The 26,166-nt window shown below is 69.0% G+C and carries 28 protein-coding genes and 1 pseudogene; 19 read left to right on the top strand and 10 right to left on the bottom strand.

Features of this window, described 5'->3' with window-relative positions:
• The first annotated feature begins 280 nt into the window (after positions 1-280).
• From ACQEVY_RS09745 to ACQEVY_RS09725, 5 genes are read left to right on the top strand one after another with little or no spacing between them, the layout of a single operon-like run.
• Complete coding sequence (locus ACQEVY_RS09745; RefSeq protein WP_432946867.1) at positions 281-1,171, top strand: FAD binding domain-containing protein; 891 nt, start codon at positions 281-283, stop codon at positions 1,169-1,171.
• Entirely contained in the window at positions 1,171-1,749 is a 579-nt protein-coding gene (locus tag ACQEVY_RS09740) for a (2Fe-2S)-binding protein (protein ID WP_432946865.1), read from the top strand. Before ACQEVY_RS09745 ends, ACQEVY_RS09740 begins: the two co-directional genes overlap by 1 nt.
• A gap of 2 nt (positions 1,750-1,751) precedes the next feature.
• Entirely contained in the window at positions 1,752-4,145 is a 2,394-nt protein-coding gene (gene pucD, locus ACQEVY_RS09735; protein WP_432946863.1) for a xanthine dehydrogenase subunit D, read from the top strand.
• 34 nt (positions 4,146-4,179) lie between these two features.
• Positions 4,180-5,391 carry an XdhC family protein gene (locus tag ACQEVY_RS09730; protein ID WP_432946861.1) on the top strand — a complete coding sequence of 404 codons (1,212 nt, stop codon included), beginning with the start codon at positions 4,180-4,182 and terminating at the stop codon, positions 5,389-5,391.
• Between the two features lie 44 nt (positions 5,392-5,435).
• Positions 5,436-5,951 carry a GNAT family N-acetyltransferase gene (locus tag ACQEVY_RS09725; protein WP_432946859.1) on the top strand — a complete coding sequence of 172 codons (516 nt, stop codon included), beginning with the start codon at positions 5,436-5,438 and terminating at the stop codon, positions 5,949-5,951.
• On the opposite strand, the gene ACQEVY_RS09720 is transcribed toward ACQEVY_RS09725, so the two are convergent.
• The 3 genes from ACQEVY_RS09720 to ACQEVY_RS09710 form a co-directional block, all read right to left on the bottom strand.
• Positions 5,869-7,221, bottom strand: coding sequence for a lanthionine synthetase LanC family protein (locus tag ACQEVY_RS09720; RefSeq protein WP_432946857.1), 1,353 nt, complete (start codon positions 7,219-7,221; stop codon positions 5,869-5,871). The two genes, ACQEVY_RS09725 and ACQEVY_RS09720, sit on opposite strands and share 83 nt — an antisense overlap.
• Before the next feature lie 94 nt (positions 7,222-7,315).
• On the bottom strand, positions 7,316-8,167 hold the full coding sequence (locus ACQEVY_RS09715; RefSeq protein ID WP_432946855.1) for a helix-turn-helix domain-containing protein: 852 nt from the start codon (positions 8,165-8,167) through the stop codon (positions 7,316-7,318).
• A gap of 10 nt (positions 8,168-8,177) precedes the next feature.
• Positions 8,178-8,930 (bottom strand): DUF6879 family protein, encoded by a 753-nt coding sequence (locus ACQEVY_RS09710; protein ID WP_432955150.1) that lies wholly within the window; start codon positions 8,928-8,930, stop codon positions 8,178-8,180.
• 164 nt (positions 8,931-9,094) lie between these two features.
• Here ACQEVY_RS09710 and ACQEVY_RS09705 point away from each other — a divergent pair, with 164 nt between their 5' ends.
• The 7 genes and pseudogenes from ACQEVY_RS09705 to ACQEVY_RS09675 all read left to right on the top strand — a co-directional run bounded on the left by ACQEVY_RS09705 (position 9,095) and on the right by ACQEVY_RS09675 (position 12,495).
• Entirely contained in the window at positions 9,095-9,301 is a 207-nt protein-coding gene (locus ACQEVY_RS09705; protein ID WP_432946853.1) for a hypothetical protein, read from the top strand.
• Complete coding sequence (locus ACQEVY_RS09700; RefSeq protein ID WP_432946851.1) at positions 9,298-9,519, top strand: hypothetical protein; 222 nt, start codon at positions 9,298-9,300, stop codon at positions 9,517-9,519. Before ACQEVY_RS09705 ends, ACQEVY_RS09700 begins: the two co-directional genes overlap by 4 nt.
• Before the next feature lie 56 nt (positions 9,520-9,575).
• Positions 9,576-9,707 carry a hypothetical protein gene (locus tag ACQEVY_RS09695; RefSeq protein ID WP_432946849.1) on the top strand — a complete coding sequence of 44 codons (132 nt, stop codon included), beginning with the start codon at positions 9,576-9,578 and terminating at the stop codon, positions 9,705-9,707.
• A 135-nt stretch (positions 9,708-9,842) separates the two neighbouring features.
• Positions 9,843-9,989, top strand: a pseudogene (locus ACQEVY_RS09690) (MerR family transcriptional regulator); the annotation flags it as partial.
• A 74-nt stretch (positions 9,990-10,063) separates the two neighbouring features.
• The gene (locus ACQEVY_RS09685) at positions 10,064-10,630 is read left to right on the top strand and encodes a GNAT family N-acetyltransferase (RefSeq protein WP_432946847.1); all 567 of its coding nucleotides are present in this window, start codon (positions 10,064-10,066) and stop codon (positions 10,628-10,630) included.
• A 235-nt stretch (positions 10,631-10,865) separates the two neighbouring features.
• On the top strand, positions 10,866-12,068 hold the full coding sequence (locus ACQEVY_RS09680; RefSeq protein ID WP_432946845.1) for a glycoside hydrolase family 6 protein: 1,203 nt from the start codon (positions 10,866-10,868) through the stop codon (positions 12,066-12,068).
• A gap of 193 nt (positions 12,069-12,261) precedes the next feature.
• Positions 12,262-12,495: a hypothetical protein gene (locus ACQEVY_RS09675; RefSeq protein WP_432955149.1), complete on the top strand. Its 234-nt coding sequence runs from the start codon at positions 12,262-12,264 to the stop codon at positions 12,493-12,495.
• Here ACQEVY_RS09675 and ACQEVY_RS09670 read toward each other — a convergent pair.
• The 6 genes from ACQEVY_RS09670 to ACQEVY_RS09645 form a co-directional block, all read right to left on the bottom strand.
• Positions 12,478-13,746, bottom strand: a complete 1,269-nt coding sequence (locus tag ACQEVY_RS09670) for an MFS transporter (protein ID WP_432946843.1) — start codon at positions 13,744-13,746, stop codon at positions 12,478-12,480. The genes ACQEVY_RS09675 and ACQEVY_RS09670 overlap by 18 nt on opposite strands.
• 74 nt (positions 13,747-13,820) lie before the next feature.
• Entirely contained in the window at positions 13,821-14,474 is a 654-nt protein-coding gene (locus tag ACQEVY_RS09665) for an ArsR/SmtB family transcription factor (protein WP_432955147.1), read from the bottom strand.
• An 88-nt stretch (positions 14,475-14,562) separates the two neighbouring features.
• The gene (locus tag ACQEVY_RS09660) at positions 14,563-14,907 is read right to left on the bottom strand and encodes an alpha/beta hydrolase (RefSeq protein ID WP_432955145.1); all 345 of its coding nucleotides are present in this window, start codon (positions 14,905-14,907) and stop codon (positions 14,563-14,565) included.
• A 348-nt stretch (positions 14,908-15,255) separates the two neighbouring features.
• Positions 15,256-15,696: an SRPBCC family protein gene (locus tag ACQEVY_RS09655; protein ID WP_432946841.1), complete on the bottom strand. Its 441-nt coding sequence runs from the start codon at positions 15,694-15,696 to the stop codon at positions 15,256-15,258.
• A 333-nt stretch (positions 15,697-16,029) separates the two neighbouring features.
• A complete protein-coding gene (locus ACQEVY_RS09650) occupies positions 16,030-16,722 on the bottom strand; it encodes a haloacid dehalogenase type II (RefSeq protein WP_432946839.1) in 693 nt (230 codons plus the stop codon).
• A 325-nt stretch (positions 16,723-17,047) separates the two neighbouring features.
• Positions 17,048-18,436, bottom strand: coding sequence for a Gfo/Idh/MocA family protein (locus tag ACQEVY_RS09645; RefSeq protein WP_432946837.1), 1,389 nt, complete (start codon positions 18,434-18,436; stop codon positions 17,048-17,050).
• A gap of 175 nt (positions 18,437-18,611) precedes the next feature.
• Here ACQEVY_RS09645 and ACQEVY_RS09640 point away from each other — a divergent pair, with 175 nt between their 5' ends.
• Genes ACQEVY_RS09640 through ACQEVY_RS09625 form a run of 4 tightly spaced genes read left to right on the top strand, consistent with a single transcriptional unit; the run spans position 18,612 to position 22,321 of the window.
• Positions 18,612-19,907: an ABC transporter substrate-binding protein gene (locus ACQEVY_RS09640; protein ID WP_432946835.1), complete on the top strand. Its 1,296-nt coding sequence runs from the start codon at positions 18,612-18,614 to the stop codon at positions 19,905-19,907.
• Complete coding sequence (locus ACQEVY_RS09635; RefSeq protein WP_432946833.1) at positions 19,904-20,839, top strand: carbohydrate ABC transporter permease; 936 nt, start codon at positions 19,904-19,906, stop codon at positions 20,837-20,839. The genes ACQEVY_RS09640 and ACQEVY_RS09635 overlap by 4 nt, the downstream gene beginning before the upstream one ends.
• The gene (locus ACQEVY_RS09630) at positions 20,836-21,708 is read left to right on the top strand and encodes a carbohydrate ABC transporter permease (protein WP_432946831.1); all 873 of its coding nucleotides are present in this window, start codon (positions 20,836-20,838) and stop codon (positions 21,706-21,708) included. The genes ACQEVY_RS09635 and ACQEVY_RS09630 overlap by 4 nt, the downstream gene beginning before the upstream one ends.
• 19 nt (positions 21,709-21,727) lie before the next feature.
• On the top strand, positions 21,728-22,321 hold the full coding sequence (locus ACQEVY_RS09625) for a hypothetical protein (RefSeq protein WP_432946829.1): 594 nt from the start codon (positions 21,728-21,730) through the stop codon (positions 22,319-22,321).
• A gap of 22 nt (positions 22,322-22,343) precedes the next feature.
• Here ACQEVY_RS09625 and ACQEVY_RS09620 read toward each other — a convergent pair whose 3' ends face one another.
• Positions 22,344-22,523 (bottom strand): hypothetical protein, encoded by a 180-nt coding sequence (locus ACQEVY_RS09620; RefSeq protein ID WP_432946828.1) that lies wholly within the window; start codon positions 22,521-22,523, stop codon positions 22,344-22,346.
• 319 nt (positions 22,524-22,842) lie between these two features.
• Between ACQEVY_RS09620 and ACQEVY_RS09615 the strand changes: the two genes are divergently transcribed.
• From ACQEVY_RS09615 to ACQEVY_RS09605, 3 genes are all read left to right on the top strand, one after another.
• Complete coding sequence (locus ACQEVY_RS09615) at positions 22,843-24,372, top strand: hypothetical protein (RefSeq protein ID WP_432946826.1); 1,530 nt, start codon at positions 22,843-22,845, stop codon at positions 24,370-24,372.
• Between the two features lie 92 nt (positions 24,373-24,464).
• A complete protein-coding gene (locus ACQEVY_RS09610) occupies positions 24,465-24,875 on the top strand; it encodes an SseB family protein (RefSeq protein WP_328767794.1) in 411 nt (136 codons plus the stop codon).
• 150 nt (positions 24,876-25,025) lie between these two features.
• On the top strand, positions 25,026-25,838 hold the full coding sequence (locus tag ACQEVY_RS09605; RefSeq protein WP_432946823.1) for a VOC family protein: 813 nt from the start codon (positions 25,026-25,028) through the stop codon (positions 25,836-25,838).
• Positions 25,839-26,166: the final 328 nt, after the last annotated feature.

The following is a 26,166-nucleotide window of genomic DNA, read 5'->3' as shown; positions in this document are numbered from 1 at the left end:
GCCGCCGTTCCTTGTCTGGAAATCTTTGGTTCCCGGGGGACCGCGTTCGATGTTTCCCGAGGAAAACGATGAGGTTGCCGGCGTCCCCCGTTCAGACGAATCTACAAGAGCGTCGCCCTGGCCAGCCGACTCCTTCATGGTTTCCGTGACTGACCCAGGTGAGGGACCCCGAGGTGTACTGGCTTCGATCGCTGTGAACAGCTCCTGATCGAGCCGATACCGTCGCCGTCCCCGGTCTGGCTCAAACGGAACGCCCCACGATACGAAGAGAGAGCCCCTCATGGACTTCCTTCGCCCCGGCAGCTGGGAGGAGGCGCTCGCCGCGAAGGCCGAGCACCCCACCGCCGTGCCGATTGCGGGCGGCACCGATGTGATGGTCGAGATCAACTTCGATCACCGCCGGCCCGAGTACCTCCTGGACCTCAACCGCATCGGCGATCTCTACGAATGGGAGGTCGGCGAGGACAGCGTGCGACTCGGCGCCTCGGTCCCGTACACCAAGATCATGGAGCACCTGCGGCCCGAACTGCCCGGCCTCGCCCTCGCCTCGCACACCGTGGCCTCCCCGCAGATCCGCAACCGCGGCGGCGTCGGCGGCAACCTCGGCACTGCCTCCCCGGCCGGGGACGCCCATCCCGCGCTCCTCGCGGCGGGCGCCGAGGTCGAGGTCGAGTCCGTACGAGGCTCCCGTCGCATCCCGATCGACGACTTCTACACCGGCGTGAAGCGCAACGCGCTCGCCGCCGACGAGCTGATCAGGGCCGTACACATCAAGAAGGCCGACGGGCCGCAGCAGTTCTCGAAGGTCGGCACGCGGAACGCGATGGTGATCGCGGTCTGCGCCTTCGGCCTGGCCCTGCATCCGTCGTCGCGCACGGTCCGCACCGGTATCGGCTCGGCCGCGCCCACGCCCGTCCGGGCCAGGACGGCCGAGGAGTTCCTGAACGCGGCGCTCGAAGAGGGCGGCTTCTGGGACAACGGCAAGATCATCACCCCATCGGTCGCCAAGCAGTTCGCGGACCTGTGCGCCGCCGCCTGCAACCCGATCGACGACGTCCGGGGCACCGCGAGCTACCGCCGCCACGCGGTGGGCATCATGGCCCGCCGGACGCTGACCTGGACCTGGGAGTCGTACCGCGGCGCCGCCGCCCACACGGAGGGAGTCGCGTAATGCGCGTCAATTTCACGGTCAACGGCCGCCCACAGGAAGCCGACGACGTATGGGAGGGCGAGTCCCTGCTGTATGTGCTGAGGGAGCGGCTGGGGCTGCCGGGTGCCAAGAACGCCTGTGAGCAGGGGGAGTGCGGCTCGTGCACGGTCCGGCTCGACGGCGTACCGGTGTGCTCGTGTCTGGTCGCGGCGGGGCAGGTGGAGGGGCGCGAGGTCGTCACGGTGGAGGGGCTGGCGGAGCACGCGCGGCAGCGTGACGCCGGATGCGCGTCCGGTTCCTGCGGTACGTCCCTCGACGAGGCCCAACGGTGGGCCGCGCACGGCACCGACTCCCAGACCGGCGAGGGCACCCAACTCTCCCCGGTCCAGCAGGCGTTCATCGATGCGGGCGCGGTCCAGTGCGGCTTCTGCACCCCCGGACTGCTGGTCGCCGCCGACGAGATGCTGGAGCGCAACCCGACTCCAACCGACGAGGACATCCGCGAGGCCCTGTCGGGCAACCTCTGCCGCTGCACCGGCTACGAGACGATCATGAACGCGGTTCGCCTCGCGGCCGCCCGGCAGTCGGAGGCGGTGTGAGCATGGCAGGCACCAACGCTCCCCTCGGCACTCCTACCAAGGTCACCCAGGGCTCGCGGACCAAGGGCGGGATCGGCGAGTCCACGCTCCGCCCGGACGGCACGCTGAAGGTCACCGGCGAGTTCGCGTACTCCTCCGACATGTGGCACGAGGACATGCTGTGGGGCCAGATCCTGCGCTCTCCGGTGGCCCACGCGGAGATCGTGTCGATCGACACGAGCGAGGCCCTCGCGCAGCCCGGCGTGTACGCCGTCATGACGTACGACGACCTGCCGACCGACGTACGGCACTACGGACTGGAGTTCCCGGACACACCCGTACTGGCCCACGGTCGCGTACGCCACCACGGCGAGCCCGTCGCGATCGTCGCCGCCGACCACCCCGAGACCGCACGCCGCGCCGCCGCGAAGATCAAGGTCGAGTACCGCGAACTACCAGTCGTCACCGACGAGTTGACCGCAACCGCCCCCGACGCGCCACTGATCCACGAGAACCGCGACGATCACTACTTCCCGCACGTGTCGCACCCCAACATCCTGCACCGCCAGCCGATCATCCGCGGAGACGTCGAGGAGGCCCGCCGCCGCGCCGACTTCGTCGTCACAGGCGAGTACACCTTCGGCATGCAGGACCAGGCCTTCCTCGGCCCGGAGTCGGGGCTCGCGGTCCCCGCGGAGGACGGCGGCGTCGACCTCTACATCGCCACCCAGTGGCTGCACTCCGACCTCCGCCAGATCGCCCCGGTCCTCGGCCTGCCCGAGGAGAAGGTGCGGATGACGCTGTCCGGCGTCGGCGGCGCGTTCGGCGGGCGCGAGGACCTGTCGATGCAGATCCACGCCTGCCTGCTGGCGCTGCGCACGGGCAAGCCGGTGAAGATCGTCTACAACCGGTTCGAGTCCTTCTTCGGCCACGTCCACCGCCACCCTGCGAAGCTCTTCTACGAGCACGGGGCAACGAAGGACGGCAAGTTGACGCACCTGAAGGCCCGCATCGTCCTGGACGGCGGCGCGTACGCCTCGGCCTCACCCGCCGTCGTCGGCAACGCGGCCTCCCTCGGCGCGGGCCCGTACGTCATCGACAGCGTCGACATCGAAGCCCTCGCCCTCTACACCAACAACCCGCCCTGCGGCGCCATGCGCGGCTTCGGCGCGGTGCAGGCCTGCTTCGCGTACGAGGCGCAGATGGACAAGCTCGCCGACAAAATGGGCATGGACCGGGTCGAGTTCCGCCGGCTCAACGCCATGGAACAGGGCACGATCATGCCGACCGGCCAGCCCGTCGACTCGCCCGCCCCGGTCGCCGAACTCCTGCGCCGCGTCAAGGCGATGCCCCTGCCACCGGAGCGCCAGTGGGAGAGCTCCGAGGGCGCCGACGTACGCCAGCTGCCGGGCGGCCTGTCCAACACCACGCACGGCGAAGGCGTCGTACGGGGTGTCGGGTACGCGGTCGGCATCAAGAACGTCGGCTTCTCCGAGGGCTTCGACGACTACTCAACTGCTCGTGTTCGCATGGAAGTTGTGGGTGGAGAGCCAGTCGTAACCGTCCATACGGCGATGGCGGAGGTCGGCCAGGGGGGCGTCACCGTCCATGCGCAGATCGCCCGCACGGAGTTGGGGGTCACGCAGGTGGCGATCCAGCCGGCCGACACACAGGTGGGTTCCGCGGGTTCGACGTCGGCGTCACGTCAGACGTACGTCACTGGCGGCGCCGTCAAGAACGCCTGCGAACTGGTCCGCGAGCGGGTGTTGGAGATCGGGCGCCGTAAGTTCGGTACGTACCACCCCGCTTGGGCCACCGCCGAACTGCTGCTGGAGGGCGGCAAGGTCGTCACCGACGCCGGTGAGGTGCTGGCCGACCTGGCTGACGTACTCGAGGACGAGGCGGTCGAGGTCGAGGAGGAATGGCGGCACCGGCCGACCGAGCCGTTCGACCGGCATACCGGGCAGGGCTTCGGACACGTGCAGTATTCGTTCGCCGCGCACCGGGCCGTGGTCGAGGTCGACACCGAGCTGGGGCTGGTGAAGGTGATCGAGCTGGCCTGCGCTCAGGACGTCGGCAAGGCCCTCAACCCGCTGTCGGTCGTCGGCCAGATCCAGGGCGGTACGACGCAGGGCCTGGGCATGGCGGTGATGGAGGAGATCCTCGTCGACCCGAAGACGGCGAAGGTCAGGAATCCGTCCTTCACGGACTACCTGATCCCGACGATCCTCGACACTCCGACGATGCCCGTCGACGTGCTCGAACTGGCTGACGCGCATGCGCCGTACGGGCTGCGGGGTGTGGGAGAGGCTCCGACGCTCTCCTCAACTCCGGCCGTACTGGCGGCAATTCGGCATGCGACGGGGCTGGAGCTGAACAGGACGCCGGTACGGCCGGAGCACCTCACCGGCATGTGACCCTCCGGGTGGGGAGGCGAGAGGAGACGGAGACATGCTGGACATCGCCGAAGAGTTGCACCGGTGGGTCGAGCAGGGCCGCGACTTCGCCGTGGCCACGGTGGTGGCGGTCAGCGGCAGTGCTCCGCGGGGGCCCGGGGCCGCCCTCGCGGTGGACTCCGAGGGGGCGGTGATCGGTTCGGTCTCCGGGGGCTGCGTGGAGGGGGCGGTGTACGAGCTGTGCCAACAGGCGCTGGCGGACGGGGAGTCGGCCCCGGCTCTGGAGCGCTTCGGGTACAGCGACGAGGACGCCTTCGCGGTGGGGCTCACGTGCGGCGGCATCATCGACATCCTGGTGACGCCTGTACGCGCCTCGGCGCCGGATCGCGAGGTGTACGCGTCGGCGCTGTCCGCCGCGGCCGGCGGGGAGGCGGCGGCGGTGGCGCGCGTCGTCTCCGGGCCGGGGGAGCTGCTGGGGCGCGCGCTGCTCGTACGATCCGAGGGCTCGTCCGGCACGTCGAGTACGTCGGGCTCGTACGAGGGCGGATTCGGCGCCCATCCCGAGCTGGACCGTACGGTGGCGGCGGAGGCGGGTGCTTTCCTGGACGCGGGACGCACCGGCACCCTGGAGATCGGAGAGCAGGGCTCTCGTTGCGGAGCACCGCTCACGATTCTGGTCGAGTCATCGGTGCCGCCGCCCCGGATGCTCGTCTTCGGCGCGATCGACTTCGCGTCGGCGCTGGTGCGCATCGGCAAGTTCCTCGGCTACCACGTGACGGTGTGCGACGCCCGTCCCGTCTTCGCGACGGCGGCCCGCTTCCCGGACGCGGACGAGGTCGTGGTCGACTGGCCGCACCGCTACCTGGAGCGAACGCCGGTGGACGCCCGCACGGTCCTGTGCGTCCTGACCCACGACGCCAAGTTCGACGTACCCCTGCTGCGGCTGGCGCTACGACTACCGGTCGCGTACGTAGGCGCGATGGGCTCCCGCCGCACCCACCTCGACCGCAACGCACGCCTACGTGAAGTCGGCGTGACGGAGCTGGAGTTGGCGAGGCTGCACTCACCGATCGGCCTCGACCTCGGCGCCCGTACACCCGAGGAGACGGCGCTGTCGATCGCGTCGGAGATCGTCGCGAATCGGCGTGGAGGAAGCGGGGTTTCACTGACCGGGGCGCACACGCCGATCCATCACGACGTGCCGTCTACCGTGCCGGAGCCGGAGCCGGAGCCGGAGCCGGCGGGGCGGATCGGGTCGGTGGCCTGACGCCTGACGCCCGGACGCGATCACCGTTGCGTATGCTGCCGCGCATGTTGAGGCTCGAGCGGCTCCGCCCCGACCACGCGCCTGCTCTGCTGGCTTTCGAGCAGGAGAACCGGGAGTACTTCGCGCGGTCCGTGCCGGATCGGGGTGACGCGTTCTTCGCCGAGTTCGCCTCCCGCCACCTCGCCCGCCTCGCCGAGCAGGACGCCGGGGAATGCCACTTCCATGTCGTACTCGACGAGGACGGGGACCTGATCGGCCGCGTCAACCTCGTCGACATCGACGAGGAAGGCGCCGAACTCGGCTACAGGATCGCCGAGCGCGCCACGGGCCGGGGCGTCGCGACCGCCGCGGTCGCAGAGGCGTGCCGCCTCGCCGCCGCGACCTACCGGCTCTCCGCACTCAGGGCGCGCACCACCCTCGACAACCCTGGGTCTATGACCGTGCTCGCACGGAACGGGTTCACCCCGGTGGGGGACATCACGCTCGATGGACGCCCTGGCATCCGGTACCGGCGCCGGCTTGCGACGGAGCCGGCGGGGCGGATCCGGTCGTTGGCCTGAGGGCACTTCGGCGTACGGCCGGCTGGTCGGGCCAGTGGAACGCGTAGTCCGGGTTGCCTCCGCGGACCAGTCGGACGTAGCGCATCAGTTCCCGGGCGATGCCCGCGTTGCCCATCGCCCAACCCGTGTGGGGTTCGAGGTCGCTCGGGGTGGTCTTGTGCTCGAAGTTGGACCAGCGGGCGCCGTCGGCGTCTCGGATCGCGCGGTTGGTGAGGTCCGCGACCAGGACCCGGGCGAAGTCGTGGCCGTCGTCCTGTTCGGCGATGCGGTCGCAGGCCAGGGCGAGGACCCCTGCGGTGCCGCAGCAGCGGGCGTTGTTGTCCCAGAAGCCGGGGCGCAGTCGGGCGGGCAGGCCGGAGTGGGTGACGGTGTGCCAGCAGCGGTCGGCCAGGGCCGACCAGGCGGCCGCTTCTTCGGAGAGCACGTCTCTCAGCTGCCGGAAGACCTGGGCGTCACCGGCGGGCCCATGACACCAGCCGTAGCTGTAGCGCTCGACCCGGTCGGGCCGATGCGCCGGGTCGGAGTGCGCGACCAGGAACCCCTCGGGGCCGTCCTCGTCCCGCGCCACGACGCCCGCGGCACCGGCTCGGGCCAGCTCGACGAGGTCCGTGCGTCCCGTCGCGGTGCCGACGGTGGCCAGCGCGTACACGATCCCGAGCGTGCCGTGCGAGAGGTGGTGCATACGTCCCTCCCTGCCGGTACGGAACTCCCAGTGCACGCCCGACGGGACCTTCTCGGAGTTCCGCAGATAGGGCTCAAGGGCGAGTACGGCCAACTCCTTGTCGCCGAGGCGCAGCGCACCGAGCCCGATCCCGGCGTTCCCGCCCATCAGCTCGAACAGCTCGCCCCAGCGGGTCCCGTCGCAACGCGACCGCACGACTTCCATGGCCCGGTCGGCGGCGGCGCCGGAGGCCGTGTCGCCGAGTTCTTCGTGAACGGTCCGCAGGGCGAGGGCCATTCCGGTGAGCCCGAAGTACAGGGAACTGTCCTCGCAGCCCTCGACGGCATCCGCGAGACTGCGAGCCGCACGCACGGCGGCATCCGCGAACGACTCGTCCCCGAAGTGCCGCCACCCCTCCAGAAGCGCCGGTACGACCCCGGCGGTACCGCAGTAGAACATGCTCTCGGACTCGTCATCGGAGGGTTTTTCGGGCCAGCCGAGCCCGCCACCCCCGGTGTCCCGCGCGGCGGCGAGCATCCAACGCAGGGCATCGACCGCCAGCGCCTCGGTCTCGTCAATTCCCGTGTCCTGCATGCTGGTTGACGTCATGGCATCCACTTTGGCACGTGCCCAGGGGTACTCCCGCTCAGTCCCGCAGCACGAAGCAACGCAGGCCAACCGGCTCCAGGTCGTCAGCTCGGTGTCAGGCGATGTCGAGGGCTTGGCGTGCCTGGCTGATCACGCGTTGCGCGTCGGCACCGTAGACGGCGGACTCCTGCAGCGCGCTCCATACTTTCAGGTGCGTCGAGACGCTGTCGGCGTCGTCGAGCCACAGCTCCGCGTGCCAGTTCTCCACGATGACTTGAGCGTCGTCGTAGATCCAGAAGCCGATGCCAGGCGGAACTTTGAGTGATGCGGAGAGCGGAACGATCCCCAGCTCGACCGTGTCCATGCCGACGACTCCGGCGAGGCGGTCGAGCTGCGCGGCGAGCACTGAGGCGGGACAGATCAGCGAGCGGAGGACTGGTTCCCATAGCAGGATGTGATAACGCCTGCGAGACTCGTACAGACCCTCCTGCCGCTTCATGCGGGAGCGTACGGCGTCTTCGATGTCGCGTGGCGACTGGTGCAGTTCGGCAGAGCGAGTGAGAACTGCGCGCGCGTAATCGGGCGTTTGAAGGACGCCCACGATCCAGCTGGACTCCCAGGCGCGCAGGACTGATGAGTTGGCCTGCGCGACGTTGTGGGCGTCCTGCACGGCCCTGTGGCCCGCAGCGAGTTGGCGACGCCATGAGCGGATGTGGGACTCAAGTCCCCGGAGGCGGGCCAGCAGTTCCTCTGCCGACTCCGGCTGGCCGACCGCCTCGGCCCACATCTGTAGATCTTCGGCAGTGGCGGTCTGCCTCCCGGTCTCCAGCTTGCTGACCTTCGACTGCGTCCAACCCAGCCGCTGGGCGAGTCCGGTACCGGTGAGCCGGCCTCCAGGCGCAGACTCGCGCAGCTCCCTCAGCCGTACCCCGAGAGCTGCGCGCGCCTGCTGAAAGTCGGTGCTCACCGGTTCTCGCTCATTCCGTCACGGCCAGGTCTGCCGCGAACTGTTCGTACGGGACGGCGTGATGCCACGCGGCATCCTGCGCCATGGAGTACCGGATCACTTCGTCCGGCTGGGTGATCAGCTCGACGTCGATCAGGTTGTCGGCCTCGTCGAAGTTGAGCAGAGCGACCAGACGCGAGTCGAAGATCCAGAAATCTTCGTCGGGGAGCTGGAGACGCTGCGCGTCATCGCGCGACAGGTTGCGGATGTCCTCGCCCAGCGCGGCGTTCTTCTCCGCGTGCGCCAGAAGGTAGCGCTGGCCCGGAGTCGGTGGATCGTCCACGAGGCGCACCCGTTCGACCCTCGCGCCCTGCTCGGTCTGCTGCCGGATCGTGCGGCAGTAAGGGGTGTCCATGTCCCACGTGGGCGCCTCGCCGCGCTCGAACTGGGCCCAGGTGTCGGTGGCTTCGTCGGACGAGTACCGCCGCCGAGTCTCCAGCCGCCAGGCGGTGTGCTTGAAGGCTTCGAACAGCCCGTTGAAGGCGTCCAGGTCGATGGTTTTCGCTTGGCGCGTCATGTCTTTCGGCCCCCAGTCCACGAGAAGTTCACGCGGTACAACGATCGGCACCTCACCCTCGCTCAGGTGCTGGAGCTGTGCGATGTCCTCGGGGTCCGTGAGCGGCGGACCGTGAACGATGATCTCGTTGGTTTGCAGGTCCTCGTGGATCGATGGGCAGCCGCCCTCGCCGCTGCCGGTGCCGTTGAAGCGCAATCGCCTCATGATCTTCCCCTCTCTCAGGGTTCTCGATCAGCTTCGCGTTCGCTCTTGCTCCTCGGCCACAGTCCCGATGCCACTACATGAGAATGCCTTTGAATAACGCGGCCCAAACAGAGAATAGTTGAGAATATGCGCTAGCCTCTCAACTGGCTCTCCGCAACGCTGAGTTCATGGTCACAGCGCGGCAAGAGCCGAACACCACGGACGTCACAGCGGCGGTCGAAACTCTGCGGAAAGCACTGACGGCGGCGGGGATTGTGTTGCCGTCGCTGGGGGCGGACGTGGCATCGCCCTCGCTGAACCTGATCACCCTCGGCCGGGTGCGCGCGGATGTCGCGCTGCGGCTGGCCGAAGTGATCCAGCGGGGGTGCGCATGAGCGGTTACACACCGGAGATCGGTGACCTCGTATGGGACGAAGCGACGCGCAAGGTCGGCCGGGTCATGGACCGCGTCGGCCCGCACTGGCAGCTCAAGCCGCCTGGTGGCGGCCGGGAATGGGACGCAAGTGGCCCGCTGAGGCCCGCCACGGCGGCCGAGAGGCTATCGGCGGGCGTGGCCCTGGCCAACGCGCGGAGCCGGGGAGAGCTGCCCTGAGCGGGGTGAAGTGGCAGCGGCGCGACGGTAGCGGTCGCGCGAGCCGCCTACAGGCCATGGTCAGCGACACGGCGTACCGCGCGTACGTCGAGCATGCCTCGACGTGCCCCGACTGCGTGCAGGGCGTCTGTCCCACGGCGCGGAAGCTGTGGCGCGTGGTGAAGGGACGCGCGGAGCCCGACGGGTAGGGCGCCGGACAGCAGACGGAGCGGGCGGATCGGTCGGTGGCCTGAACTCGCGTTGTCTCTCGGGGATCTCACCGAACAGCGCCCGCTGGCAGTCGACCACGAATTTGTGGAAGAGGAGTGGTCGGCTGCTGGCGGGCGACTCGGCTGGAGAGCGTGAACGACCCCCGCAGGGAGCGATACCTTCAGCTGCTCGCCGTGGTCAACGGCTGGGCGGCTCCGGAGAGTCTGGCGCCGGTGTTCGATTGGTCCGTCGAGGCTCTGCGCGTCCGGACACAGCAGTGACGGGGCGGTCGCAAGGCGGCATGGACGGGATGCGGCTGGCGTCGCGTGAAAACGCCGCCGCATATGATCAGTTGATGAATGCCCCCGTCGTACTTCAAGTGGCCGCTACGCCGGCCTCTCCCGCTCTCGTTCTTCGCCCCTGGCGCATGGAGGACGTTGCCGCATTGGTCGAGGTGAGCCAGGATCCCGCATTGCGCCAGTGGGGGAGCTCCGTCGTGGACGACGATGCTGACGGGGCACGGTGGGTGCAGGCCCAGCAGCAGGGCTGGGCAGCGGGGGACAGGTTCGGCTTCGCCGTCCTTGAGGCTCAACCCGGTTCAGTTCGCGACCAGTTGGTGGGCAACGTGGTCCTCAAGGAAGTCACCGCCGGTAAACCGGCGGCCGAGGTGGGCTACTGGACCGCAGCGCACGCTCGCGGGAGGGGAGTGGCCCCCCGCGCTCTGGAGGCACTCACCGGCTGGGCCTTCGACACCTTCGAAGCCGACGGGCTGGAGCGTCTCGAACTGCTGCACCAGGTGGACAATCTGGCATCGTGCCGGGTTGCGCAGAAGAGCCGGTACGAGTTCGACAGCGTCCTGCCCGCGGCGCCGCCCACCTTCCCCCGCGATGGTCACCTGCACATACGGCGCACGGATGCCTGAGATTCCACCGCCTGGCACCTCGATGTGCACGGCAGTCCGGTGGGTGAACCGCAACGCTTCTTCTGCAGCCTCTCGGGCTGCACAGACTTGGGTCGGTTCCTGAGCCGCCCGGTGCGGCCACAAGCCGTTCGGTGCAGCCACCTTGACGGGTTGCCCCGTGCACGACGAGGCTCATGGGAGCGCTCCCGCAAGTCCGCAAGTCCCCGGTGACCGTTGCGAACCTGGAGTGAACCCCATGAGACGTATCTCAACGGGCCTGGCTGCCTTAATGGTTGGCCTCGCCTCTCTGCTGAGCGCGCCGACGGCAGGCGCGGCTGATGTGGTGGATGTTGTGGCTGATGCGGCGGAGCCCGAACGGCGCAGATCCGGCCTGTACGTCCCCGACGCCAACCCGGCGGCGTATCGCCAGGCCTTCGAGCTGGCCCGGACGGGCCAACTCCGGGACGCAGCAGGCATCTTGGCCATGGCCCACACGCCGCAGGCGGTCTGGTACGGCGATCAGACGCCGGTCCAGGTCGAGCGACAGATCCGCGACGTGGCGCGCGACGCGGACCGGCACAACGCGCTGCCTGTCTTCGCCCTCTACAACGTGCCCGGCCGCGACTGCTCCAACTACTCCGGTGGTGGCGCCTCCAACACGGCCGAATACAAGGCGTGGATCGACGCGATCGCACGCGGCATCGGCAGCCGCGACGCGCTCGTCGTACTCGAGCCCGACTCCCTCGCCCTCGTCCCCGCCGACTGCGGCCAGGACGACGCCCAGGGCACGCTGACCGCCGCCCGTTACACCGAGGTCAACTACGCGGTGGACAAGCTGGAACCGTTGCGCGGCACTCGGGTGTACCTGGACACGGGCCACCCTGGCTGGCACACCGTCAACTCGATCGTTCCCCGCCTACTCAAGGGCGGCATCGCCCGCGCCACCGGCTTCTACACCAACACCTCCAACTACCAGACCGACGACGCCAACTCCTGGTACGGCAAGCTGATTTCGTCCTGCCTCGCGTACGTGGACGGAGGCGGCGACGCAGCCGCCTGCCCCAACCAGGGCTGGCCACGCGCCGACGCCCAGGCCTGGCTGGAGGAGAACGTACGCGTACCAACCTCCCGTATGAAGCACTTCGTCACCGACTCCAGCCGTAACGGTCAGGGCCCGTGGACCCCGCCCCCGGGCAAGTACACGGACCCCCAGGACTGGTGCAACCCACCCGACCGCGGCCTCGGCACCCGCCCCACGCTCCGCACCGGCGACCCACTCCACGACGCCCGCCTGTGGATCAAGATCCCAGGTGAATCAGACGGGCTGTGCCTGCGCGGCACGGAGGGTCCGGAGGATCCGGAGCGCGGGATGGTCGATCCGGATGCGGGGGACTGGTTCCCCGAACAGGCCCTGGAGCTGGTGCGGTTGGCCAATCCGCCGATTCTGGGCGGAGGTTGAGGGCCGGGGAGTTCGATGAGCAGCGGGCCTGCCTGGCCGCCGAGCGCCCGCTGCTCAGGCTTCAGGCTTACGAGGAATTCGGCCGACTCGGAGTACTTTGCCGCCAACCGTGGACAACTGGGCCACAGTGCCGCCTGGTTCGAACTAACAAGTAGACCCGAACGCTCTTGCCTGACGGGAGGACCGGCCGGTGGTGCTGACGATCAACGTGGCGTTACTCCTCGCTGTGATCATCGTCGTACGACTGCGTCGCCGAACGGAAGCCAGAAGCAGGAACGACGAGAAACTGACCGTGGCCAGCGCCCCTCACCCCGAGGCTGTTGCGGGAACTTGTGACACTTGCACGTGCAAGTGTCACAAGTTCCCGCAACAGCCATGCCCCCCCACCCCCAAACTCGTGGAGGGCATCTCAGAGTCGGGGCGGTGAGCTCCGCCCGACCCTTCGTGGCGCGTTTTTCTCAGGGGGCCGCTTCAGGACCTCTCTCCCACCCGGGCGGTCCATCTCGCGCCACTCCGGCCGCAGTCCTGCCAGGTTCGTGGTGAGGAAGTACGTGGCTCCGCAGGCGAGCAGCACCGGCACAAGCCCGACGGAGGCCACCGCCGCCCCGGCGATCAGCCCGCCGAGAGGGATGCCTGCCCAGGCCAACGAGTCGCCGAGTGCGTTGACCCGGCCGAGTATCCGACGCGGCACGCGTTCGAGGAGGATGGCCCCGATCACCGGGTTGAGGAAGCCCGCACCGAATCCACTGACGGCGAAGACAGCCAGTACCGCTCCCAGCGGGGCGTCGAAGGCGAGGATCAGATATCTCGGCGCACCGGCCAACAGGAATCCGGTGAAGAAGACGACCCTGCGGCGCAGTCGGTGTGCGGCCACTGCGGCGATCAGGCTCCCGGCGACCGCGGCGGCCCCCATCGCGCTGCCTGTGAGGCCGATCGCGGCCGGCCCGTTGCCGGACTCCTTGGCCCAGACGGGCAAGAGAACCGTCATGAACGCCGCATCGAGCAGGTTGGTGATGCCCACCATGACGATGACGGTGAGCAGCAGTGGCTCGCTGCGCAGGAAGGTGAAGCCTTCGCCGAAGCGTTTCCAGTAGCCCGCTTTCGTCTCTTCGGCTTGTGAGGAGGCGCCCTCGGCCGACTCGCCCATGCGGCGAGGCAGCGTCACTGCGATGATCACCGATCCGAGAGCGAAGCAGCCTGCGTTGACGACAAGACCTGTCAACGGGCCGAGCAACGCCACCAAGGAGCCGCCGACCACCGGTCCGACGGTCGAGGCGAGCCGCTCGGTCACGCCGGACAGACCCGTGGCCCGCTCCAACGGCACCCCACCGCGCTCAGCCGCTTCCGGGACCATGACTTCCTTGGCCAGGTCGCCGGGTCCGCGGGCGGCGCCGATCACCGCAACCAGGGCCAGCAGAAGCGGAAAGGACAGCAGGTGCAAGGCGTGGAACAGGGGGACGGCTGCGGCAGCGGCTGCGCTGGCAAGGTCCGTGGTCCAGGAAACCTTCCGTGGGCCGACCCGGTCCACCAGCGGTCCGGTGAGCGCCTTGACCACCACGTAGGGAGCCATCTCGAAGAAGGCGACCAGCCCGGTCTGCGTGGCGCTGCCGGTCGTGACCAGTACGAACCAAGGAAGCGCGACCGCCGACACCCGAGTACCCGTCAGCGACACGGCCATGGCAGCCAGCACCCCACCCAGAGGTCGAAAGGACCGCCTTCTAGATAAGCCGTCAGCGCCTGGAGCGTCCCCTGTCACGACATCTCCGTTCCTGGTGCTGTCTCAGGGCTGGAGTGCACGTCCGACGGGGCGGGCGCATCCAGCTCTGGCAGGAGCTGCGTGATAACGCCGACCCGCTCGGCTCCTTCCGGGGCGCTCGCCGCCGCCTCGGGCGTATCTCTCCGGTACCGGGCGATGACGGCCCTCAACTCGTGCCGCAGGGCGACGGCCTCTTCGGGCATGAGCCGCAAGGCCATGTCGCTCATGTCGAAGGTGTCCCGCCACGCGCGGGGCATCGTCTGCAACTCGTTCAGCGTCTGCTGAGTGCGCATGGTGTACGTGGTGGCGACGGATTGCAGGTAGGCCAAGGCGGCCTCGGGCTCTCGATCGGCCAGGTCCCGGTCGTTGAGCTCCGTCATCTGATGTACGGAACGCCACCAGCGCTCTCGCGCATTGCCGCGCTCAGCGTCCTCCTCGACGAAACCAGCCGCGTCGAGCTGGCGCAGGTGATAGCTGGCCGTTCCGGAGTTCACACCCAGCCGCTCCGCGAGACGCGTCGCTGTCGATGGGCCGTACTTCCGCAGCAGCCCAACCAGCTGCACACGCACCGGATGCGCCATGGCTCGCAGCCCCTTGGCATCCAGAACAACGGAGCTCTCTTCAACGTTCGGGCCCTCTGGCCTCTTCATCGCGTCGGTCACACCGCACAGAGTAAACCGCAAAGAGTTCTTTGCGAAGAGCTCTTTGCGGTCAGCTTCGTGGGCTCGCAGTCAGTCCCTACGGCTGCGTAATCCGGTCGCGCAGCCAGGAGTCGACGCCGCTGAGTGCCGTACCGGCCATGGCCGTGGGGTGGCTCGTGAAGCCGTGGGGTGAGTCGGGGTAGACCCGAAGTTCGACGTCATCGCCGGCCGCTGACAACCGCCCTGCCAGCGTCAGGTTGTCCTCCAGCAACACGTCTGCGCTGCCGACGATCAGCAGTGTTGGGGGAGGCCCGCGAAGAACGCCGTAGATGGGAGAGACGTCGGGAACGGTGCGGTCTTCCGCATGGCCGACGTGCGCCTGGATGAAGAAGGGCTCTGCCTGCATGCCCAGGACATCGTCTTCCCCGGCGACGAGGCTCAGGCGTGGCTGACCGACAACGTCCTCGCCGAGTACGGCATGGCCCCCGACGGCAGCGACTTTGCCGCTATCCACCGCGCGCAGAACCTCCTGTTCGGCGTCTGGGCCAACACCGCGCTCCTGGCAGCCGAGGGTCGCCCGGACACCGAACTAGCCGCCTACCTGTCCCGCTGGACCCTGCTCTCCGACGCCGAGACCGGCGCGGCACTGGCCTCGCTACGGGCCCGGGTATGGCCCTGTACGTGCTCAGCTACTTTCACGGCTGGCAACTCCTGGACTCCTGGCTCATCGCTCCCGACCGCAGCGCAAGGGTCCGCCGCCTGCTCACCGAGCAACTCCTCCCGGCCGACCTCAAGGCGGCTTCAACAACCCGTCCACGGCGCGCCCGAACACCCGCCGGGCGACCCACGCCAGTGGTCGGTCAAAGGCGGTCGGCAGTCGGCGTACGTGCAGTTCCTCCTGCCACACCACCCGCGAACCTCCGTTCCCGTATGGATGCACGGTGATCTCGGCCCACCCCGTCACGAACGTCCCGCGCTTGAGCAGGCGGCACGTCCCGGAGCGTCCGTCCGTCGGTGGTCGCCAGGCCACGACCTCCATCGGGTCGTCGAATGTGAGTGGGCCGATTCCCGATCGGGCCACGAAGACCGTGCCCTCGCGGGTCGGTGGTGGGGTGACGACCGTGACCTGGGTGAGCGGTACGACGTCGCCGTGGCGTTCCCAGGTCGTCATCTGCCGCCAGACCTGGTTGACGTGACTCGGAGATACGCGTTCCAGGAGGAAGAGGGCCACGGGTCGATCGTAGGCAGGCGAGCCGCACGGGCGACTCGCTGCCAAGGCCGGGCTCGACCTCCAACCGCCGTGATCTCAGCCATCAATGATCGGCGAAGTGATCGCAGGCACCCAGAAGTTCAGCGAACGTGGGCACGCTCGACGGCATCGCACGCCTCTCTGATCATCGGGATCATCCGGGCCGGGATGCGGATGATCGCCTCGTCGTCCGGTACCGCACCGTGCGCCGGGGACGTTGACTCGCAGGCTGCTTGAGTCGCCGCGTCCGGCTTCGATACGGGGGCCCTGCCCGTGTGCTGCCACTGGCCAGGCCGATAGCCGAGACCGGTGCTGCTACGTCGCCGTCAGTGCGGTGACCAGTTCATCCAGGCTGTTCGACTGCCAATCGAAGGTGTCGGTGCTCTTCGGAGGATCTCCGGCTGGTCTCTGGACGTAGGCAGTTCGCATTCCGGTTGCCTGTGCTCCTCGTAGGTCCCAGGCGTGGGCGGCGATCTTCAGTATGCGTTCTGGTGGGCATCCTGCTGCGTCGATTGCGAGCTGGTAGACCTCCGGGGCGGGTTTGTTGGCTTGGGCTTCTTCGGCGGACAGGGCTTGGTGCCAGCGTAGGCCGGTGTGTGCGTTGAGGTGGAGCAGAGTGGTGCGGCTGGCGTTGGAGAGGCCCAGGACGGGGAAGTGCCGGGCCAGGCGCGTCAGGCCGGTGACGGAGTCATCCCAGGGTTTCAGGCGCTGGCTTGCGGTCGCCAGTCGGGCGATGGCCGCCGGGTCGGTGAGGCCGGCACAGTCGGCTACGCGTTGCGCTGCCTCGCGGTCGATGGTCTCGGTGTTGGCGTACGCCCGGCTTCGTTCCTCGATGCGTCGCTGCTCGTGCTCGACGTGCTCCTGCCACACGGTGAGTAGATGGTCGACTGACGTATCGGCGGTCGCGGGCACCGCGTCGCGGATGGCCGCTCGTAGTCCGCCTGGCTCGTCGACCATCGTTCCGAGGATGTCGAAGACGACGACCTCGATGTCGGACGCGTAGGGCATTTGGTCTCCTGTTGGAGGGGGTGTACGGGCGCGGGTGCCCCATAGCGTGCCGGGCTTGAACTCCGCTGCGGTGGGCTGCACTTGGTGATCCGGCCAGTGGCAGGCACGTCCACCGGCGAGGTGTAGGGCTGCAAAATGTGACAGCGCATGGGTGATCTGTAACATTCCTGGATCTGCCTGCCGGTGGGACAGCCACCGCCGTGCGCCACGGCCGTGGACGCGACCGACCCCCCCGACGAGAGCGGCGGCCAGCCACAGGCAACCCGGCCCCACCCCCACGACCACACCCGCTCACCCGCTCACCCGCCGGAGACCAACCCCTCACTCACACGTCCAGCAAATCCCGAGCCCGAACCACCGCCCCCGTCTCAAACGACCGATTCGCAGCCAGCCCCGTCACCAGCGACCGCGCCCCGTCCACCGCGTCCGCCGCGCGGCCCAGGTCATCCGGGTCGCCCGTCCGCGAGCCGAACAGGTCCGCCAGCATGCGGACGTCCCCGCCCCCATGCCCGCCCTCGCCCGTCGCGACCTTCACCTCACGCGGCGGCTCCCAGAAACGCCTCAGCAGCAGCTCCGTACGGCCCACCTCCTCGCCGACCGCCGAGCCGTGCAGAACAGGGCTCGAGTCAGCCGACCGGGCGTCCGGACGGACCCACGTCGTCTCCTCCACCAGCAGCTCCAGGCGCCCCGAACTCCCGTTGAACGAAACCCGATAGCCCTCCCAGGGCGCGTACGCCGTCAGGTGGTACGTCAGGGTCGCGCCGGACGCGTACCGGACGAGTACCGCCATGTCGTCCTCGATCGTGACGCCGGGGCCGAAGACGTTCTGGTCGCGGTGGTAGCCGTCCTCGCCCTCGGCGTCGAGGTACAGCGAGCGAAGCACGGGCGAGTCTGCGAGGCGTACGGCGAAGGGGTCGCCGTCGGCCGCCGGGGAGCCGTGGGCCCGCGCGTAGGGACGAGCAAGCCCTCGGCGCCGACCCGCATCCTCCCCGTAGAAGAAGAGGCCGCCTTGCGCGAAGACCGTCTCGGGCGACGTCCCCAGCCACCAGTTCACCAGGTCGAAATGGTGCGTCGCCTTGTGGACCATCAGGCCACCGGAGTTGGCCTTGTCGCGGTGCCACCGCCGGAAGTAGTCCGCGCCGTGTCGTAGATCGAGCAGCCACTCGAAGTGCACTGACCCGACCTCGCCGATCTCGCCGGCCGCGATGCACTGACGTATGGCCGAATGCACCGGGTTGTAGCGGTAGTTGAAGGCGACCCGCACCTCGCGGCCCGTACGCCGCTGCGCGTTCAGGATGCGCCGGGCCCGGTCGGCGTCCGTCGTCATCGGCTTCTCCGTGACGACGTCGCAGCCCGCTTCCAGGGCCCGCACGATGTACTCGTCGTGTGTGCGGTCCACGCTGCACACCACGACCAGATCGACGCGTTCGCGACGCAGCATGAGGTCGAAGTCCTCGGCGGCGTACGCCGGTACGGGCTTCCGGCCGGGGTGGTCGGCGGCCAGCCACTCGTTGTGGACGGCCATGCGGTGGGCGTTGACGTCGCAGAAGCCCGCCAGCTCGATGCGGTCCGCGTAGGGACCGGCCAGCGCCTCCGTGAAGAGCCGGGCCCGCGCGCCCAGCCCCACCACGGCACACCGACGGCGGCGACGTGCGGCCTCAAGACGCTCGTTCTCAAGCCGCTCGTTCTCAACGCGTTCGTTCTCCAGGGGCATAAACGCCTCCGTTCGCTGGGCATCGATAGCGCAGGTTCGCGGGTGTCGGCAGCGCCCGTGAAGATCCGTAGCAGTTCCAGGAAAGTGCTCTACGGGGGCTTGTACGGACATCCGGACGATCCCTAGGGTCGTTCTCCTCGCAAGCGCTTTCTGCCCGAGAGAGGTGACCCCACACATGCCCGGAAACAGGACAACGAGGTCCTGCGTGACGGCGACGGCGACGGCCGCGGTGCTGGCACTCTGTGCGGCGCTCACCGGCTGTACGGGATCCGGCGACACCGTCGGCGGCGGCAAGGTCGTACTCCGCTACACCTGGTGGGGCAACCCGGACCGGGCGGCCCGTACCGAGGAGGCCGTCGCGCTGTTCGAGAAGCGGAACCCCGGCATCGACATCCAGACCTCGTTCTCGGGATACGAGCCGTACAAGCAGAAGCTGGCCACGCAGGCGGCCGGCGGCGACGCCCCCGACGTGATGCAGCTCGACTACCGCATGATCGACCAATACGCCTCCGGTGGCGTCCTGTTGGACCTCGCGAAGCAGAAGTCCGCGCTGAGCACCGCGGACATCGACAAGGGGCTGCTGGCCACAGGCGTCGTGGACGGCAAGCAGTACGCGATTCCGCAGGCGCGCGGCACCGAGACGATGGCGTACGACACGAAGCAGTGGAAGGCCTCGGGCGTCGAACTGCCCCGCGAGGGCTGGACCTGGAGCGACTGGGCCGACGCGATGCGCGCGCTCGCGAAGGAGACCGGGAAGCCCGGCGGTACCGACCCCGGTCAGAGCGAGGACGCTTTCGAGGTGTGGCTGCGCGGCCAGGGCAAGGAGCTCTACACCAAGGACCGCCGACTCGGCTTCACCGCCGATGACTTGGCCAAGTGGTGGACCTTCACGGACAAGCTGCGCCGCGAGGGTGCCGTCTCGTCCGCCGAGGACACCACCCAGATCGACGGCGCGGTCGAGAACACCCCGCTGGGCCGCGGCAAGGTCATCTCCGACATGAACTGGGACGCGCCCGCCAGCGGCTTCCTCGCCCTCGTCCCCGGCGGAGTCACCCTCGCGCCCATGCCGTCGGGCGAGGACGGCACGCCCGGCCAGTACTTCAAGCCGTCGATGTTCATGGGCGTCGCCGAGGCCTCCGAACACCCCAAGGAGGCCGCCGAGTTCATCGACTTCATGCTGAACGACATGGACGCGGCGAAGATCCTCGGCGCCACCCGTGGCATCCCGATCAACGCGACGATTCGCGAGGCGATCGGCCCCGGTCTGAAGGACTTCGACAAGACGATCGACGAGTACCAGGCTTCCGTGGACGGCGACCTCAACGCCCCGCCCCAGGCGCCCCCTTCGGGCGACAGCGCCCTGCAGACCACGTTTATGCGCGACTACGACCAGGTGTCGTACGAGCGGCTGTCGCCCCGCGAGGCGGCCGAGGACTACGTCACCGAGGCGAAGGCGGAGCTGAGGTCATGACCACCACTGAGATACCGGCCCCCGCCGCTACCGCGAAGACCACCCCCACAAAGCGGCCCAAGCGCCAACGCGAGGGCGCCGCCTGGGTGTTCCTCTCCCCGTGGGTCCTCGGCGCGGCCGTGCTGACGCTGCTCCCGATGGCCGTCTCGCTCTATCTCTCCTTCACCGACTACGACTTGTTCAACCCGCCGCAGTGGGTGGGCCTGCGCAACTACACGCAGATGTTCACCGAGGACCCGCGCTACTGGCGCTCGGTCGTCGCGACCCTCACGTACGTCGTGATCGCCGTGCCCCTCCAACTTGGCCTCGCCCTGGTCGTCGCGCTCGCCCTGAAGTCCATGAAGCGCGGACGGGGCTTCTACCGCTCCGCCTTCTACGCGCCCTCCCTCCTCGGCGCCTCCATGTCCATCGCCCTCGTATGGCGGGCGGTCTTCAACGACGGCGGCACGGTCGACAACCTGCTGGGCACGGGCGGTTGGGTCAATCAACCCGGCTGGGCGCTGTTCGCCGTCGCGTTGCTGACGGTGTGGCAGTTCGGTGCGCCGATGGTCATCTTCCTGGCCGGACTCCAGCAGATCCCGGGGGAGTTGTACGAGGCTGCCGCCGTGGACGGGGCGAGCCGCTGGCGGCAGTTCCTGTCCATCACCGTGCCGATGCTGTCCCCGGTGATCTTCTTCAACCTCGTACTCCAGACCATCCAGGCCTTCCAGGTCTTCACCCCCGCCTTCGCGATCAGCGCGGGCAAGGGCGGCCCTGCCGACTCCACGCTCTTCTACACCCTCTACCTCTACGACCGCGGCTTCGTCGCCTCGCACATGGGCTACGCCTCCGCGATGGCCTGGGTCCTGCTCATCGTGATCGGCGCCGTCACCGCCGTACTGTTCCGGACCTCGCGCTCCTGGGTCTTCTACGCGTCCGAGGGGGACCGATGACCACCTCAACCGCCGCAACTCCCGCCGTCCGCAAGCCCATTGCCTGGCGGCGCGTCGCCCTGCACGCCGGCTGTCTGGCCGCGCTCCTGGTGATGCTGTATCCGCTGGCCTGGCTGCTCGCGACCTCCGTCAAGCCCGCCGACGAGGTGATCGCCAGCCTCAACCTCCTGCCCAGCAGCCTGGAATGGTCCAACTACACGACCGCCCTGGAGGGCGTGAACGAAGTCTCCGTCTGGCAGCTGCTCGGCAACTCCCTGTTCATCGCGGGCGGCGCCGTCATCGGCAACGTGCTTTCGTGTTCCCTCGCCGCGTATGCCTTCGCGCGGTTGCGATTCCGCTTCCGCGGGCCGCTGTTCGCGTTCATGATCGCAACGATCATGCTGCCGCACCATGCCGTGCTGATCCCGCAGTACATCATCTTCAACCAGCTCGGCATGGTGAACACGTACTGGCCGCTGATCCTGCCCAAGTTCCTTGCCACGGAGGCGTTCTTCGTCTTCCTCATCGTGCAGTTCATGCGGGGGCTGCCGCGTGAACTGGAGGAGGCGGCGCGGATCGACGGCGCCGGGCCGTTCCGCAGCTTCTTCAGCGTCATCCTGCCGCTGACCCGGCCCGCGCTGATCACCACGGCGATCTTCACCTTCATCTGGACCTGGAACGACTTCTTCACCCAGCTGATCTATCTGTTCTCGCCCGAGAAGTTCACGCTGACGCTGGCGCTCAGGCAGTTCGTGGACGCCTCCAGCCAGTCGGCGTTCGGCCCGATGTTCGCGATGTCGGTGATCGCGCTGCTGCCGATCGTGCTGTTCTTCCTCGCCTTCCAGCGCTTCCTGGTCGAGGGCATGGCGAACTCCGGGATCAAGGGATGACGGGATGAAGGGGCAAGGGATGAGCGCCGGGCAGGCCCGCGAGACGGGCGAGATCTTCGGGCCGCGGATGACCTTGTTCGCGGATGTGCTGAGTGTGGGGGTCTGTACGGCGCTGGTGTCGCTGCCGGTCGTCACGCTGCCCGCCGCGCTGTCCACGGCCTGCGCGGTGCTGCGCGGGGCGCGCGAGGATCAACCCGCCACGGCGGGACGGTACTTGGCGCTGCTGCGGCAACGGCTGAGGGCCGGGGACCTCGCGGCCGGCGCGCTGTCCGCGGCGGGGGTACTGCTGCTGTTGGCGGACTTGGCGCTGGCCCGGGCGGGGTTGCCGGGCGCCCCGCTCTTCGCCGCCGTCGCCGCGCTCATCGGCACGTACGCCACTGTCGTCGGCCTGCGCGCCTGCGGCCGCCCCGAGTCCCTCACGGACTGGCGCGCGGCGGTGCGCGAGGCGGCACGGGACTCCGTACGGGATGTGGGCGGCAGCGGTCTCGTACTGCTGGCCGTGGCGGCGGCAGCGCTGTGTGCGTGGATGCTGCTGCCGCTGGCGTTCCTGGCACCGGGGCCGCTGGCGCTGGCGCTGACGGCGATCGACGTACGACTGTCCGGGCGGGACTGAGGAGACGACGCGCGCGCGTCCGTCAGGAGAGGGCCAGGCCGTACTCCGCGCCGACCCGGTGGATCTCCTCCACCGGGTACGGCGTCTGCCTGCTCTCGTCGTGAAACGCGCGGTTGAAGCCCGACACCACCTCGGCCGGGGGTGCACGGCGAACTTCCGCCTGACCTCGTAGCCAACGGCACGCCGCCCTCGGCAAGCTCACGCAGTCGGTGATCGCTGCACAGGGCGAGCGTCGTGGAAACGGAGCTTTGGGCGGCGAGCGGGGCGCGACATGGCAGGCGACCGTCTCTCCCTGAGCGGCCTTGCCGAAGGCTGGTGGCATAACGCGCCCCTTCAGGGCGCGGGGTGCATCAATTTGCGGCTCCGCCGCGCGGGCGCGACCAGCCACGACGTACCCGCAGCTTCTGACTGCTTATCCAGCGAAGCGGCCGGGCTGCGACCACGCCCGACACGAGCTAATTTGTCCATGTTTTCTTGTGCGTTTCTGGCTGTGTCTCTTTCATCTGGGTGAAGGGTGCACGATGCCCAAGACCTTGCATGTCCCGCTCGTCGATGCCGAGCGGCGCCGTCCGGCGGGGCGAATAGGCGCCGCGCGGCGCTTCGGCGGGCAGCGCGCGCTCGCTCTCGTGGCAGGCGGCTTCACGGTCGCTCAACTGGCCCTCGTACGGCCGGGGATGGGGCTCGGGTGGGACGAGGTGGTGTACGTCAGTCAGGTCAGTCCGCAGGCCCCGGCGGCGTTCTTCAGTGCGCCGCGTGCCCGCGGGGTCTCGTTGCTGGCCGCGCCCATCGTCTCGTGGTCGACGTCCACGGAGCTGCTGCGGGTGTATCTGGCGCTGCTGTCCGGGCTCGGTCTGTTCCTCGCGCTGCGTGCCTGGCGGGGGCTGGTCCCCTTGCGTGTGCTCACCCTGGCGGGCGCGCTGTTCGCGACGCTGTGGGTGACTTTGTTCTACGGACCGCAGGTCATGCCCAACTACTGGGTCGCCATCGGTGCCCTCGCCCTCGTCGGCTGCTTCCTGCGCGCCCAGGTGAACCGTTTCGACCGGGCGGCACTGTGGGGCGTGGGCCTGAGCGCGGCGCTGATGGCGTGGATGCGGCCCACCGACGCGGTCTATGTGACCTTGCCGCTGCTCGTGCTGCTGGTGTGCGTGCGCCGGTGGCGTCGGTGGCAGGTACTGGGCGCGCTCGCCGGAGGGCTGGCGGCCGGGGCGGTCGAGTGGGTCGTCGAGGCGTACGTCGCTTATGGCGGCCTGAGGCAGCGGCTGGCCGACGCCTCCGTGGTCCAGGGCGGCCTGGGCTGGAACTTCGCCGTCGACGACCAGTTGCGCTCCCTGGTCGGCCGTACGCTGTGCCGCCCGTGCACCGCGCCGTGGCCGCACCCGGCGGTGCTGATCTGGTGGTTCGTCCTGCCCCTGCTCGCCGCCCTCGGCCTCGCGATCGCTGTCCGGGCGGGCCGGACCGCCGTCGCCCTCGTGCCTCTGGCCTGCGCCGCGACGGCCGCGTTCCCGTACCTGTTCCTGATCGGGTACGCGGCCCCACGCTTCCTGCTGCCCGCCTACGCCCTGCTGGCGCTCCCGGTCGCGGGCGCGCTCGTCCACCTGGTCACCGCGCCGCGGAGCCGACGGCGGCGGAAAGCGGCCGTGACCCTGGTGGCGCTCGGGCTCGTCGGGCACCTCGCGATCCAGTACGCGGTGCTGAACCACGTCGTGGACGGCACCTATGCCGGGCGCCGCGAGTGGGACCGTACGGCGGCGGAGCTGCATCGGCTCGGCGTACGGCCGCCGTGCCTGCTGACCGGGCACGAGGCCATCCCGATTGCCTTCTACGCCGGCTGCTCCTCCGCCCACACCGAGGGCAACAATGCCAACACCACCGTTGGGGACGTCCAGCGAACCGCCCGGCGGCTGCCGGTCGCCGTGCTTGTCACGCCGGCGGGTCGACCGCCCTCGTACGCCCGTACATGGCCGCAGCACCGGATCGGTGAGGTGCGTATGTATGTGGCACCCGTCTACGTGGCTGCCGCTTCTCCGGCGGGGCGGGGTGCGGACACATGACCGCGCCGGTGTGCGCATACCTGGTCTCACCTTGGGGTACGCGGAAAACGCCCCAGATCGGAACCCCCCACGCACTGATGAGGATGAAGGCCATGATCGCCATCCCCGAGGCAGTGCTCACGGCCGCGGCGCAGGACGCTCTGCGCGATCTCAAGCGCCACCGTTACGACGCTTCGGCCCTGGACACACTGATCGCCAGCGATGTCCTCGTGCCGCTGCCGTCCGACATCGCCGCGCGCGATGCCGAGGACGCCGACTCGATGACGCTGCCCGTGCTCGAGTACCCGCCCGGAACGCAGGCCGTCGTGGTCTTCACCTGCGAGGAACGGCTCTCGGATGCCTTCCCTGAGATCGACTGCTATCGGCAGTTGCAGCTCGAGGTGCTGGCGGCGAACTGGCCCACCGAAGCGGACCTTACTTTGGCCATTGATCTTGGCCATCCGGATGCGGTGACTTTCACGTCGGCGGCTGTGCGTGGGGTGCTGTCCCACTGTCAGCGGTGACGCTCCTGGGGGTTCGGATTGAAGCTGCGGGTTCGTCGTGGCTTGTCGCGCAGTTCCCCGCGCCCCTAAGAGGCCTGCGGCCTCCAGGGGCGATTGTCAGTGGCTGGTGTCACGCTGTTGAGACAGACAGGAACTGCGAAGGGAATCGCCGTGATCACCACTGAACCGACCCCTGGCTCCCCCTGTTGGACCGACCTCGGTGCGCCTGACGTGCCGGCCGCCGCGGCCTTCTATGGCGCGGTGCTCGGCTGGGAGTACCAGTCCATGGGCGACGAGGGCGGCGAGATGGAAGGCGGGATGTTCCAGAAGGACGGGAAGACCGTCGCCGGGCTGGGCAAGCTCAGCGAGGAGGGTGCCCGGTCCGCCTGGATGATCTACTTCTGCGTCACCGACGCGGACGCCACGACCCGGGCCGTTCAGGAAGCGGGCGGCACGGTGCGGGTGGCGCCGCGGGACCTCGACGACTGGGGGCGGATGGCGCAGTACAGCGACCCGCTCGGCGGCCAGTTCGCCGTCTGGCAGCCGGGGAAGAACAAAGGCTTTGAGCTGGTGGAGGCGCCAGGCTCGCTGTCCTGGACCGAGCTGTACACCAGCGACGCCACCTCCGCGAAGGAGTTCTACGGCGAGATCTTCGGCTGGCAGTTCGGTGACATGGAACTGCCGGGCGGCGGGGGCACGTACTCCCTCATCACCCCGGCCGGGCTTCCGGAGGAGCGGATGTTCGGCGGTGTCATGGAGCTCAGCAAGGAGGACCTCGCCCTGGCGAACGGGGTGCCGTACTGGCACCCGGTGTTCAACGTCACCGACTGCGACGCCGCGGTCGCCAAGGTCACCGAGAACGGCGGCAGCGTGCAGATGGGGCCGCAGGACGCGGAGGGCGTGGGCCGCCTCGCCGTCTGCCTCGACCCGGCGAACGCGGACTTCGTCGTGCTCAAGCCGGAGACTCCGGCGACCCCGGCCTAGAGCTGAGCCCCGCGGGGGCCATTGGCAGCACCCGCGAGCAGTCCGGGCGGTCCTGCGCACCGCCCGGACAACCGCCCGCGCGGGACGCTGTCCGTCCCCCCACCACCGCCCGGGATGCTGTCCGTCGTCCGCCACCGCCGGGGGGATGCTGTCCGTCCTCCGCCACTACCGACGCGGGATGCTGTTCGTCGTCGTCCAGTCACCGGCCGGCCGTCACGCCGGACGCGCGCCAACTGCCCACCCCCGCGCGGGGTTTCCCCTCCTTGCCGGACCTTCACCTTGCGCCTGCCCGCTCCCGGTCTCGCAGCCTTTCCTTAGGTTAGGCTAA

Source organism: Streptomyces sp. CA-288835, assembly GCF_050936385.1.
Classification (GTDB): domain Bacteria; phylum Actinomycetota; class Actinomycetes; order Streptomycetales; family Streptomycetaceae; genus Streptomyces.
The sequence above is the reverse complement of the archived record's forward strand: the minus strand, read 5'-3'. Positions and strand labels throughout refer to the sequence as shown.